The organism is Aequorivita lipolytica (assembly GCF_007997135.1).
Lineage (GTDB): Bacteria > Bacteroidota > Bacteroidia > Flavobacteriales > Flavobacteriaceae > Aequorivita > Aequorivita lipolytica.
Genome location: NZ_VORU01000003.1, coordinates 232852 through 246376, shown reverse-complemented (window position 1 = coordinate 246376; position 13525 = coordinate 232852). Strand labels below are relative to the sequence as shown.

The window sequence follows — 13525 nt, the reverse complement described above, 5'->3', positions numbered from 1 at the left end:
AAAAATGCTTAATTTTTAATGAACTTATAACTTGTGGTTTTCTTTTCCACCTGCAGCATAGCAAAATAAACACCGTTGGTAAGGGATGCTACATTTATAGAACCTTCATTAGAAACTTTCGTGTTTAATATCACTTTTCCGGTAAGATCTATAATTTGTACTGGGGTATTTTCAAGTCCTTGAAATGAAAAGTTCAGCATTGCCGTAGTAGGATTGGGATAAATCTTTAGTCCTTCTATCTCATAATCGGTTACTGCCAATGGGCCGCTTCCTTCCACAATAATGTGCGTTGTATTTATGTCTGGATTTTGGAAAACATCTATAGTTCCAGAGGGCCATTCAATTATTAATGTTTCAATAGTTGAACTAGTGCCAGTTCCAAAATGGGCCAACAGAGAATTCATATGGCTAAAACCTTGACCGGAGCGAACTTCGCGCATTTGCGTGCCCCAATCTCCCACTATTTTCACTCTTGCTCCAATTCCGTTCTTGTTACTTTCCACTCCTTCTAAACCAACTTTAACCCAATTATTAGCGTTACCGTCATTAATATAGAGATTTCCGTCATTAACTACATCTAAAAAACCATCATTGTTGAAATCGCCAATTCCGCCCTCGTCAAAATTAAGGTCTTGGCCAGTAAAAGTCATATCGCCATTGTTGAGATAAAGTTCCTTGGACATTTCAGAAAAAATATCCACAAAACCGTCATTGTTGAAATCGCCAGATTGGTTTTCCCAGGCGCCAAGATCGGTTGGATTTATTCCAGAATCTGCAATTACGTCAGTGAACATCCCGGTGCCGTCATTTTGCATCAATCGGTTTTGAAAATCGTGGTTTACTATGAAGGCATCAAAATCACCATCATTGTCAAAATCTTCAAAAACGGTAGACCAAGATTGTGCATTATCGCGCATCCCTATATCAAGTCCGTTTTCGGTAAAAGTACCATCGCCATTGTTGGTGTACATGGCATTATCTCTATTTTCATCGCCGGGCAAAGCACCACCGCGACATTTTGTTAAATACATATCTGTATCGCCATCATTATCATAATCTACCCAAATTGCGGCGTAGTTGCCAGGTCTGTCAAGAGTTTGAATCAATGTTTGATCCAGAACCATATTTTGTCCCCCGGCATTGCGGAATGGAAGGCTTAAGTCTATATCGTGGCAAATAAAGGCATCCAGAAGGCCGTCGTTATTTATGTCTGCCAGCGTAGATCTTTGTGAAAAAATATAATCCGGTTTTGTTAGCTCGGTGTAGGCGGTACCATCTTCATTTGCAAATAAAAAGGAAACTCGTGAGCCGTTACCGAGAAATAGATCATTAAAACCGTTACCATCAATATCTCCGGCGGCCACGCTCCAATCTGGAATATTCTGGATGGGCATGGAGATAAAAACAGAATTAAAGGTTTGGTCGGCAAGTTGATAATCAATTCCGATTCCGTTTGAAGATACACGAACGTAGTCATCTAGATAATCGCCATTCATATCAACGGCTACTTCAGAATTGTCTTCGTAATTGCCAATCAGTCCGCTTTGGTTGGTAAATGTAACTTGCGCCATTAAGGTGCCACCTATCAAAAATGTGCTGAATAGTAGTAGTTTTTTTATCATGATAATTAAGATTAGAGGACTAAAAATAATGTAAAATAATTGATAATTAGAGGAATATGAAGAAAAATTATCCTTCTTTCAATTGTACTTCCCTAATTTTTTTGAAAAGATCTGAAGAATATACAAAACTAGTTACATCTTCATTGTCGGTTTTGAAGATTTCCTGATTGGTGCCTTGCCAAACAAGCTTTCCTTGTTTTAACAAAACTACTTTCTCACCAATTTCCATTACAGAATTCATATCGTGAGTTACCACAATTGTGGTAATATTATTCTCATGCGTAATATCTTGGATAAGCGTATCTATCAATGTGGCCGTTTTTGGATCGAGGCCTGAGTTTGGTTCGTCACAGAATAGAAACTTTGGCTTGTTTACAATTGCCCGAGCAATAGAGACTCGCTTTTGCATTCCGCCAGAGATTTCCGCTGGAAATTTTTTGTTTACGTTTTCAAGGTTAACGCGTTTTAATACTTGGTTCACCCTATCAACCATATCTGCTTTTTTCTGTTTGGTAAACATGCGCAGCGGAAACATCACATTTTCTTCAATGTTCATTGAGTCAAACAATGCTCCTCCTTGAAAAAGCATACCAATTTCTTCCCGAAGCTGTCGTTGCTTTTCGTCGTCCATATCCTGAATGGCTCTGTCTTCGTAATATATTCTTCCTTGTTCGGGCTTAAAAAGACCTATAAGGCACTTAAGCAGAACCGTTTTACCGCTACCGCTCTGGCCGATTATGAGGTTGGTTTTTCCTTTATCAAATTCTGTAGTTATTCCTTTCAGAATTTCTTCATCCCCAAAACTTTTATGTACGTCTTCTATTTTTATCATGAGCTTAAAAGAAGTTGGGTTATTATATAATTTGCGCCTATAATAAGCACGCTGGTCCACACAAAGGAGTTAGTACTGGCTTTCCCTACTTCCAGTGAGCCGCCCTTCATATAAAATCCTTGCCAAGAAGGAACCGTAGCGAGAATAAAGGCGAAAACGAAAGTTTTGAAAAATGCGTAAAACAATTGATAGGGAATAAAATCTTGCTGTACCCCTGAAATAAAATCGGAAGAACTGGTAAAACCACCGTAAACCCCAGCAACGTAACCGCCAAAAACGCCAAGAAACATGGAAAGAACGATTACGAAAGGATAGAACATTAAGGCAACTATTTTAGGAAAAACTAAATAGTTGAGAGAATTGATCCCCATAACCTCCAGCGCATCAATCTGTTCCGTAACCCTCATAGAGCCTATGCTGGAGGTTATAAAAGAGCCCACTTTTCCAGCCATAATTATTGAAATAAAGGTAGGTGCGAATTCTAATATTACCGACTGCCGTGTTGCAAAGCCTATCAAGCTATCTGGAATAATGGGATTGTCCATGTTCAGGGCAGTTTGTATTGCCACAACACCTCCCACAAAAAAGGATATAAAGGCAACGATGCCCAAAGAACTAACGATGAGGTCGTTGATTTCCTTGAAAATTAAATGCCGCAGCACAGATGTTTTGGTAAAACTACCAAACACCTTTTTGAGCATCAAAAAATAGGAACCAATATCTTGTAAGTACTTCATAAAAAAGATAGCTACGGCTAAAATACTAAAATTAGCGCACGGATTTTTTAAAAAGCTTTTTTTAGCTTTTATTTATTAAATAGCGCCATCATTTTGTGATAGATCTCGATACTTTCGAAAATTCCATTAAAAGATGATGCGCCTGGGCCTTCGCTAAAAACAGGAACCATTGTGCCGGAATGACCGGTAGTGGAAAAGGAAGGTTTAATTTTATTATAGTCGCTACCGTCTGAAGACAGGGAGTAACCTCCCGTTTCATGGTCTGCGGTAACAATTACTAGAGTTTCACCATTTTGTTTGGCAAAGTCGAGAGCGACGCCTAAAGTTTTATCGAAATCAAGCAATTCTTTAATTAGGTAATCTGCGTCATTATTGTGGCCACCCCAATCTATTTGGCTGCCTTCCACCATTAGGAAAAAGCCTTTTTCGTTTTTTGAGAGTTTCTCCAAAGCTAGTTTCGTTGCATTCGGAAGAAAATCGCCACGACCTTCACTCATTTTGGGCATTGCGTCTTCGGCAAGTAAAATAAGTTCATGTTTTTCGCTGGGAGTTTTTGGAAGTTGGTCTATTATAACCTCGTAGCCTTTGGCTCTCATTTCAGCCAATAAATCTTTGCCGTCTTTTCTTTTATTAAAGAATTTGAGTCCGCCACCGGCAAAAAAATTTACGCCGGAATTTGGGGCAAACTCAGTAATTTCCTCATACATTCTTCTGCTTTTTACGTGTGCATAAAAACTTGCAGGTGTTGCGTGCTGAATGGAAGAAGTTGAGATGATACCCGTCGCCAAGCCTCTTTTAGATAATTGCTCAATAATTGTAGGCACTGGGATGGTGTCCTTGTCAACTCCAATTGCGCCATTATATGTTTTTACGCCAGCAGAAAAAACGGTAGCTCCAGCGGCAGAATCGGTAACGAGATCACTGGCGGAAGAAGTTTTAATTAGTCCGATAGTGCTGAAACGTTCAAAATTTGGTTTGCCATCTTTGTAGTAAATAGCTGTGGAAACTTGGCTTAAACCCATACCGTCACCTATTAATAGAATAATATTTTTTGGTTTTTTTACTTCCGAGGAAATCGTAGAAACCGTATTGTCTTTTACCTGAACAGAAACGCAAGAAGTTAAAAGGAGCGCAAAAGAAAGGATAATTGAGAGGAGGAAAAGCTTAATATTCATGCTTAAATTTTTATTTGCAAAAATAGGCAATATATCTACTTGGAGTGTTAAGGAGATGTTGTTATGTTGGGAAGTTTGAAATATGAAGTGCAAGCATTCAAAAGTTCAATTTAACGAATCCCGAATTAACGAATCCCAACCTTGCGCTTAATATTATCCCATCTAAGCTTTCTAATAAACGCACCTTCTTCCTTTGAAACTATATATGCTAAGTCGCTTTTTTTTGCTTTTTGAAATCCCTTTAAGCAATCTATAAAGAACTGGAAGCTTTTCTTTTTGGAAGCCAGTTTTGCCGAAGCGATAACTGTAAGCCAGAAACCGTAGCGCATTTTATAAAAAGCTTCGCCCTGTTTGTACTTTGAACTCTTGGAGTAAACTTTGCCAGTAGGTTTTAAATGTTTTACTTGTAGCGAAGTGTCAGTTTTTATTTTCCAGCCGTGGTATTGCGCCAGAAGCTCATCCACGGTGTCCCATCCGATGGACTTTTTGAGGCAGCCTATTTCTTCAAAGCACTTTTTCCGGTATAATTTTATTGGGCCACGTACTTTTGTTTTTTCTGAAATAGCCTCGAATTCCCAGTTATTTCCTTTTTCAACATAAAGATTACCGCCAGCGATGCCTATTTTTTCATCGGAATTAAATAGCTTTAAAACCTTTTCAAAATAGTTGCGAGGTAAAATTATATCTGCATCAAATTTTCCGATGAGGTCAAAGTCATTGTCAAGGTTTTCAAGTCCTTTATAAAATGCGCTCACTACTTTGCTTCCTGGTTTGTGAATTGCTTTAGAATTGTGAAAGACGCTCTCAATAAAAGTGTGTTTTTCTGAAAATTGATTAATTATTTTTTGAGTACCATCGGTTGAAGCGTCGTTAACAACAATTATTTTCTTTGGAAGAATTGTTTGCTCAACAATGGATTGAAGCGTTTTGCCAATAAATGCTTCTTCGTTATGGGCAGGTATGACGATGTAGAAATTCATTAAATCCTTTCCGCATAAACCAAATAATAGCGTGAAGTAAACTTACGCAGGATTGGCCGTATCCCTATTTTCTTTACGGGATTGGTAAATTTTTCGCTTTTCACAATTCGCCAGCCAGCTTTTTCGAGCAGCCAATCAAATTGCCAATCTTCAAACTCGTGATAGTGGCGGTCCCATTTATCAGTTTTACTTTTATATGCTGAAGCGAACCAAAGTTTTAATGGTACGGAAGCAATCAATTTTTTGGCTTTTATATCGTTCAAAACATTAAAAGGCGAAACTAAATGTTCAAAGATTTCAAAAGCGGTGACCACATCGTATTCTTCAGTTTTTACAACATCTGTTTCAAGATCAAGATCTTCACCTTTTGAATTTGTAACGTTGAAGCCTTCTTTTATAAGTATTTCTGAAAAGGGATTGGAAACGCCCAAATCAAGGATTTTTTCTTCTTTGGATATAAGCTCATTTAAAAGCTGAAGCGTGTGTTTGTATCTTTTCTTTGGAAATTTGCCTTCGTACATTTATTTGAATCGTTAGACTTAAAATATTCTATTACGGACGTAGGATTGAATGACATAAGATATAGGACTAAATAAAGTTGAAATATTTTGTCTTACGTCATAAATCCTTTCGTCTAAAGTCCTTTTTATAATTCTTTAATAATTCAGACCCTATAAACAATCGCATTAATATTCATGCCAGCGCCAACGCTTGCAAAAATTACAACATCGCCTTTCTGGATGGAGTGGCCTTGCAGTTCGCCATTCAATACTAAATCGTACAGCGTTGGTACTGTTGCCACGCTGCTATTGCCAAGTTTGTTAATGCTCATGGGCATGATCTTATCGGGCGTAGCTTTATTGTAAAGTTTATAAAATCGATTCACGATGGCTTCATCCATTTTTTCGTTCGCTTGGTGGATAAAGATTTTTTTCACTTCGTCTATGCCTACTCCACTTTTTTCCAAACACGTTTTCATTGCATCAGGCACGTGGCTTAGTGCGAATTCATAAATTTTCCGACCATACATTTTTATGTAGCGGCGGTTATCCTTTTTTGCTAGATTATTACTTTCTCCAAAAAAGATAAAATGCGCCTCCTCAAAAGCATAAGTTGCGCTAAAGTGGCTTAAAATTCCGCCCGCTTCCTCAGTAGCTTCTACTACTGCGGCACCTGCGCCATCACTATAAATCATAGAGTCGCGATCGTGTGGATCTACAACACGGGAAAGTGCCTCTGCTCCTATAACCAAACATTTTTTCGCAATTCCTGCTTTTATAAACGCATTGGCCTGAATCATGCTTTCAATCCAACCTGGACAACCAAAAAGCATATCATAGCCCACACAAGTTGGGTTTTGGATTTTTAGATTGTGCTTTACGCGTGTTGCAATACTGGGGACGGTATCACTTTGCACGGAACCATGCTTTACATCGCCGTAATTATGAGCGACAATAATATAATCAAGTTCTTCTTTATTTATTCCAGCATTTTTTATTGCATTTTCGGCAGCAAATGAAGCTATATCTGAAGTAGCCATTGTCTTTGGAATGTAACGTCTTTCGTGAATCCCTGTAATAGCCTTAAATTTTTCTATGATAGTCTCGTTTTCTTGACCAAAACGGGTGCCATCCTCATTGTAAAAATGATGGTTACCGAATTGTTCATTCTTTGCAATCTCGCTTGGAATATAACTTCCTATGCCTGTTATCTTGACATTCATAACTCAAAAAATTTCGTTAAAAATACGGAAAATTTTAGTAGTCAGTACGCAGTAAGCAGTATTCAGTATTTTCTAACTACTAACTACTAACTACTAACTACTAACTACTAACTACTAACTACTAACTACTAACTACTAACTACTAACTACTAACTTCAGTTTCCATATAAGCTTCAATAGGGTTACAGGTACAAATCAAGTTTCTATCGCCGTAAGCATCATCTACTCTTCTAATTGAAGGCCAAAATTTATTTTCTGAAACATACTCTAATGGAAACGCCGCTTTCTGTCTGCTATACGGAAATTCCCAATCGTCCGTTGTCAGCATTTGCAGTGTGTGTGGCGAATTTTTCAATACGTTGTTTGGTTCGTCCTTATCTGCATCTTCAATTTCTTTTCTAATAGAAATCATCGCATCACAAAATTGATCTAAGGCCATCTTGCTTTCGCTTTCAGTAGGCTCAATCATTAACGTTCCAGCAATAGGGAAAGAAACCGTTGGCGCGTGGAAACCGTAATCCATCAATCGTTTTGCGATGTCGGTAACTTCAATTCCCTTGGCTTTAAATGGACGGCAATCCACAATCATTTCGTGGGCTGCGCGGCCTTTCTCTCCTGCATAAAGCACGTCATATTGGCCACTCAGTCTTTCTTTAATGTAGTTTGCGTTCAAAATAGCATACTGCGTAGCTTTTTTCAAACCATTCACACCAAGCATACAGATGTAGGCGTAGCTAATTAAGCAAACCAAAGAGCTACCATAAGGCGCTCCGGAAATTGCTGAAATAGCTTTTTCACCACCAGTTTTTATCACTGGATTTGAAGGTAGAAACGGAACCAATTGCGCTGCCACACAGATGGGGCCAACACCAGGACCGCCACCTCCGTGGGGAATAGCGAATGTTTTGTGAAGGTTTAAGTGGCAAACGTCTGCGCCAATTGCGCCCGGGTTGGTCAAGCCTACCTGCGCGTTCATATTTGCACCGTCCATATAAACTTGTCCGCCATTTTCGTGGATAATACCTGTTATTTCACGAATCGCAGATTCATAAACACCGTGTGTAGAAGGATAGGTAACCATCAAGCAGGACAGGTTGTCTTTGTGCTTTAATGCTTTTTCGCGTAGATCGTCAACGTCTATATTGCCTTCCTCATTGGCTTTGGTAACCACTACTTGCATACCTGCCATTACTGCACTTGCCGGGTTTGTTCCGTGTGCGGAAGAAGGGATTAAACAAATGTTTCTATGGCTTTCACCGCGAGATTCGTGATAAGCGCGAATAACCATTAAGCCAGCATATTCACCTTGTGCACCACTGTTTGGTTGCAGTGAAGTTCCTGCAAACCCAGTGATTTCAGTAAGTTGTTTTTCAAGCTTTTTCAGAATGGTTTGATAGCCTTCTGCTTGGTCCACAGGTACGAAGGGATGTATGTTCCCCCACATTGGGTCGCTCAATGGAAGCATTTCCGCGGCAGCGTTCAATTTCATTGTGCAAGAGCCCAGAGAAATCATCGAGTGGGTTAGTGAAAGATCTTTACGCTCCAGTTTTTTGATGTACCGCATTAAATCGGTCTCACTGTGGTATTTATTGAAAACCTCCTGTTGAAGAAACTCCGTTTTACGTGATACTTCCTGCGGAATTTTATTTCCGGTTTCTAATTCAGTAATTTTCTGGAAATCCTTTTTAATGGCTTCGGAAAAGATCGAAACTATTTTGTTCAGATCTTTTACCGTGGTGGTTTCGTTTATTGAAATGGAAACAGTTTCGTCATCAGGATAATAGAAATTTACTTCTTTTGCCTCTGCTAAAAACTTAATTTTAGTGGCATCGGTTTTTATGGCGATGGTGTCAAAATAGGTTTCGTTTAATTGTTCGAAGCCTAATTTTTCTAAAGCATTGGCCAGTGTTGCCGCTCCATTGTGAACTTTTCTTGCGATGTATTTTAATCCTTCGGGACCGTGATAAACGGCATACATTGCTGCCATAACGGCAAGTAAAACCTGCGCAGTACAAATATTGGACGTTGCCTTGTCGCGTTTTATGTGTTGCTCGCGGGTTTGCAAAGCCATACGTAGTGCTCTGTTTCCATCGGTATCTTTGGTAACGCCAATTATTCTTCCCGGAATACTTCGTTTATACTCATCTTTTGTAGCAAAGAAAGCCGCGTGTGGGCCGCCGTAACCTAACGGAATTCCGAATCGTTGGGTGGTTCCCACAACAACATCAACACCGAAATGACCAGGAGATTCCAACATCACAAGGCTCAAAATATCTGCAGCTACAGCAACTTTTATTTGGTTGTCATTCGCTTTTTCAATGAAGTCTTTATAGTTGTAAACCTTTCCTGTTCTACCTGGGTATTGAAGTATAGCACCGAAGAATTCTTCTGAAAAGTCAAAATCTTCGTGATTGCCCACAACCAATTCAATTCCTAAAGGTTCAGAACGTGTTTCCAGTAAAGAAAGCGTTTGCGGAAGTATTTCTTCCGAGACAAAAAATTTAGAAGCGTCGCTTTTTTTCTTTGACTTTTCACGCACATTTAAAAGAAGTGCCATTGCTTCTGCAGCAGCGGTAGATTCGTCCAAAAGTGAGGCATTTGCAAGCTCCATTCCTGTTAAATCACTAATTACTGTTTGAAAGTTTAAAAGAGCTTCCAATCTGCCTTGGGCAATTTCGGCCTGATAAGGTGTGTATGCGGTATACCAGCCCGGATTTTCAAGAATATTTCTTTGAATTACGGGCGGTGTGATGGACTGGTGGTATCCCAACCCAATATATGTTTTAAAGAGTTTGTTTTTTGTGGAAAGTTCGGTAATGTGCTCCAGGTACTCCTGTTCGCTCATCGCCGTGTCCAAGTTTAACGCTTTTTTAAGCAGAATATCGTCTGGAACAGTTTCGAAAATAAGTTGATCAATAGAGCTTACACCAATGGTTGAAAGCATTTCAGGAAGGTCATTTTCCCGGGGACCGATATGCCTTAGAGCAAAAGAATCTGTATTCATTAATTTGCGTTTGAAATTTAGGTGGCAAAATTACAATTTTAAACGCAAAATAGTTCATTTTTAAGAGGCTGAAATATTAAATTTTTCAACTAAATAGTGAGGTTATAAACACTTTGGTTATTTTTGATATTATGAAGGTACTCCGAGGTGTTTTCGCTTTTTATATAAACAGTAGCATTCATGTTGCCTTGGCGGTTGTGTCGCTATTGGCGATTACTGTTTTGGAGTATAATTTAACGATTTCGAAGGAGATTTGGGCGTTTGTATTCTTGGGCGCGCTAACAGGTTATAATTTTGTGAAATACGCCAAAGTTGCGGGGCTCCACCATAGAAGTTTGACACAGTCCTTAAAAACCATTCAAGTTTTTTCAGCAATTTGTTTCGTATTGCTTGGTATTATTGCCTTTCGGCTCGCTATTGATGTACTAATTATAACTACAGCATTTGGTTTGGCAACTTTCTTTTATGCGGTTCCATTTGTGAGAAGTAAAAATTTAAGAAACTTTTCAGGAATAAAAATTTTCGTAGTAGCATTTGTTTGGTCAGGTGTGACGGTAGTTTTACCTTTTGTTGCTTCGGAAGTCGCAATTACTGGCGATGTGCTACTCACTTTTTTCCAGCGTATTTTTATTGTTGTGGCGCTTATACTGCCTTTTGAAATACGCGATGTGCCTTACGATGCGCTCAAGCTTAGAACGCTGCCACAACAAATGGGTGTGAGAAACACCAAGTTGATGGGTCTGGGAGTGTTGTTGCCATGTTTGGTTTTTGAGTTTTTCAAAGATGATTTTGTAGTAGCTTATATAATAAGCTTGATAGTTTTTTGCATCGTTTTGGGGTGGTTGTTGGTTATTTCAAAACCTGAACAAAACCGCTATTTTTCATCTTTTTGGGTGGAGAGCCTGCCAATAGTTTGGCTGCTTGTTTTTATGCTTTTTGAAATGCTTTAAAGAAGTCTTTCTTTGTCGAGTTCCTCACGTATTCGCTTCTTTAAAAGTTGTTTTCTTTCAGGGCAAAGCGCACTTAGTTTTGCTGAACGTATTGTTTTAGTCAACTTTACATTCTGCTCAGAATAACCCCGGCACGGTCTACAGATTAATATGTGCGCCCTTAGCATAAATCTAGCCATGGTTCCAGCTTCTTTGTATTGAACTTTGTCACATACTATTGCAGCTTCGCCACATTTCAAAAAAAACTTCATATTTATTAGTTAAGCCAATTTTTTTCCAAACACTCAGCCAATGACTTTCGTGCCCTGTGAATTATTACCCAAAGGTTAGACGGCGTAATATTGTATTCTTTACAAATGGATTCAGTATCAAAATTTTCTATAGTTTTTAACTTAAAAATTGTGGCCTGTCTTTCTTCCAGATTGTCTAAACATTCTAAAATGGCAAGCCCTAATTCTTTGTTTACCATCCTGTCTTCGGCGGTTTTGTCAAACGGATCAGCGGCGTTTTCTTCCAGCCAATCGCCTTCAGAATCGTCATCTCGGTAAGAAATGTGAACTTCAGCCTTTCCTTTTTTGGAATTTGTTTTTCTGTAATGATCGATTATTTTTCGCTTTAAAATTGAAATTAGCCAAGTGCGTTCTGTGGCTTCACCCTTAAAGTTATTTTTCGATTTAAGACCTGCCAAGAAAGTTTCAGAAATCAAATCCTGCACAACAATATGGTCATTTACCCTAACAATAGTGTAGTTGTAAAGGTAATCAGCATATTTGTCGACCCATTGGTCCGGATTCAGTAATTCCAAAAGAATAGTTTTTAGCCTATTTCAAAAATAGGGAAGTTTTAAGAACATATACGAAAATACCAACCATTTAGTTTTAAATAATTTATGCAGAAATAGTTAAACTTGTAAATTACCCTAATAGTTTGGGCAGATGTATTATTTTTACGGGAATTAACTCTATAAATTTCCCAATGAAAAAATTTACTACAGGAATTTTTACCTTTCTATTATTTACAATTGCAGGACTTGCGCAAAATGGCAGTAACATCTATGCCACAATGGATGCTACAGACGCGGTTTCCTTTAAAGCACTTTATCCAGAAGGAATAACTATTTTGGCGAGCAATGAAAAACAGGCTGCTGTGCTGCTTTCAGAAGAAGTAACCCATAGCATCCACGACAATGTGAAAACCCACGGCCCAGGCTATATTTTCAGAGCTTCGGAAGCGATGGCACTGCAGGCATTGAATCGTGAGCCGCGTAGAAATCCACAAATTGATTTCAGCATTACCGAAGACATATTTGTAAACGAATGTTTAGACCTTGTTGATGGCCAAAACATAGAAAACGACATATTGAACCTGCAGGGCTATGGTACTCGTTATCATACCAAATCTCAGGCAGAACAAGCCGTTATAGACCAAAAGGCTAAATGGGATGCAATGATTACAGCTGCTGGAAGAACTGACGTAAGCACCCGTATTTACAACCACGTGAATACCCCAATGCCTTCCGTGATACTAACTTTTGAAGGAGCGAATACGCCAGATGAATTTGTAATTATTGGTGGGCATATAGATTCAACTACATTTGGAGACAAGAATAACGCTCCGGGCGCAGATGATAATGCTTCAGGTATTGCATCGCTTAACGAGATGGTACGCGTACTTCTTGAAAAGAATTTTGTGCCGAATAGATCCATAGAAGTAATGGCATTTGCAGCTGAAGAAATTGGCCTTGTAGGTTCTGCCGAAATTGCGCAGGAATATGCCGATGACGGCGTAAATGTAGCTGCCTATGTACAGTTTGATATGACTGGGTATAATGGCTCCAATAGTGATATTTATATTACGACAGACTGGTATAACAGCAGTAGTCTAAACAATTATTTAACTGATTTGATGGATCATTACAATGCTTCGGGCATACACAGTTTTACCTATAATTATACCGAATGTGGTTATGGCTGCTCAGACCATGCTAGCTGGGCCGACAATGGTTTTGATGCTGCCTTTCCATTTGAAGCGGACTTTGGCGAAGACAATCCTAATATTCATAGTCCCGGAGATGTTTATTCCTTCTTTGGTGAACCGGACCATTCAGTGAAATTTACAAAACTTGGATTACAGTTTTTGATTGAAGCGGCCAAACCGCAGACTCTTTCCGTAGATGATTTTTCTGAAAATGCCATTCGTGTTTTTGTAAAAGATAAAACCTTGAATTTTCGTTTGAACAATACGGTTTCAAACGTAAAAGAAGTAGCTATTTACAATGTAGCCGGACAGAGAATAATTTCTGAAGAAATGAATAGTGAAATAGGAAGCGTACAGCTGCAGCAATTTGCGCAAGGTTTTTATATTGCGCAGTTCACTTTGGAAAATGGGTACTCCTTTACTAAGAAATTTATACTCAATTAGTAAAATGCTCTAGGCTCTAGGCTTTAAGCTGTAGGCAAAAAATAAGGCATCAAAAATTAAAAATTTTTGATGCCTTATTTT

General features: G+C 38.7%; 11 protein-coding genes. 2 read left to right on the top strand and 9 right to left on the bottom strand.

Going from position 1 to position 13525, the window contains the following annotated elements; genetic code table 11:
* Positions 1 to 8: 8 nt before the first annotated feature.
* The 8 genes from ESV24_RS05785 to gcvP form a co-directional block, all read right to left on the bottom strand.
* Positions 9 to 1622, bottom strand: coding sequence for an FG-GAP-like repeat-containing protein (locus ESV24_RS05785; RefSeq protein ID WP_111814524.1), 1614 nt, complete (start codon positions 1620 to 1622; stop codon positions 9 to 11).
* 67 nt (positions 1623 to 1689) lie between these two features.
* The gene (locus tag ESV24_RS05780; RefSeq protein ID WP_111814526.1) at positions 1690 to 2454 is read right to left on the bottom strand and encodes an ABC transporter ATP-binding protein; all 765 of its coding nucleotides are present in this window, start codon (positions 2452 to 2454) and stop codon (positions 1690 to 1692) included.
* Positions 2451 to 3191 (bottom strand): MlaE family ABC transporter permease, encoded by a 741-nt coding sequence (locus ESV24_RS05775; protein WP_111814528.1) that lies wholly within the window; start codon positions 3189 to 3191, stop codon positions 2451 to 2453. Before ESV24_RS05775 ends, ESV24_RS05780 begins: the two co-directional genes overlap by 4 nt.
* A gap of 68 nt (positions 3192 to 3259) precedes the next feature.
* Entirely contained in the window at positions 3260 to 4366 is a 1107-nt protein-coding gene (locus tag ESV24_RS05770) for an alkaline phosphatase (protein ID WP_111814530.1), read from the bottom strand.
* A 125-nt stretch (positions 4367 to 4491) separates the two neighbouring features.
* Positions 4492 to 5346: a glycosyltransferase family 2 protein gene (locus tag ESV24_RS05765; protein WP_111814532.1), complete on the bottom strand. Its 855-nt coding sequence runs from the start codon at positions 5344 to 5346 to the stop codon at positions 4492 to 4494.
* Complete coding sequence (locus ESV24_RS05760; protein WP_111814534.1) at positions 5346 to 5867, bottom strand: class I SAM-dependent methyltransferase; 522 nt, start codon at positions 5865 to 5867, stop codon at positions 5346 to 5348. The genes ESV24_RS05765 and ESV24_RS05760 overlap by 1 nt, the downstream gene beginning before the upstream one ends.
* A gap of 143 nt (positions 5868 to 6010) precedes the next feature.
* On the bottom strand, positions 6011 to 7069 hold the full coding sequence (locus ESV24_RS05755; RefSeq protein ID WP_111814536.1) for a 3-oxoacyl-ACP synthase III family protein: 1059 nt from the start codon (positions 7067 to 7069) through the stop codon (positions 6011 to 6013).
* Between the two features lie 142 nt (positions 7070 to 7211).
* Positions 7212 to 10073: an aminomethyl-transferring glycine dehydrogenase gene (gene gcvP / locus ESV24_RS05750; RefSeq protein ID WP_111814538.1), complete on the bottom strand. Its 2862-nt coding sequence runs from the start codon at positions 10071 to 10073 to the stop codon at positions 7212 to 7214.
* 131 nt (positions 10074 to 10204) lie between these two features.
* Here gcvP and ESV24_RS05745 point away from each other — a divergent pair, with 131 nt between their 5' ends.
* Entirely contained in the window at positions 10205 to 11023 is an 819-nt protein-coding gene (locus tag ESV24_RS05745; protein WP_146743124.1) for a UbiA prenyltransferase family protein, read from the top strand.
* A 256-nt stretch (positions 11024 to 11279) separates the two neighbouring features.
* Here the strand turns inward: ESV24_RS05745 and ESV24_RS05735 are convergent, their stop codons facing one another.
* Positions 11280 to 11828 carry a sigma-70 family RNA polymerase sigma factor gene (locus tag ESV24_RS05735; RefSeq protein WP_111814544.1) on the bottom strand — a complete coding sequence of 183 codons (549 nt, stop codon included), beginning with the start codon at positions 11826 to 11828 and terminating at the stop codon, positions 11280 to 11282.
* Positions 11829 to 11998: 170 nt separating this feature from the next.
* On the opposite strand from ESV24_RS05735, the gene ESV24_RS05730 reads away from it, so the two are divergent.
* Positions 11999 to 13444, top strand: a complete 1446-nt coding sequence (locus ESV24_RS05730) for a M20/M25/M40 family metallo-hydrolase (protein WP_111814546.1) — start codon at positions 11999 to 12001, stop codon at positions 13442 to 13444.
* Positions 13445 to 13525 lie beyond the last annotated feature (81 nt).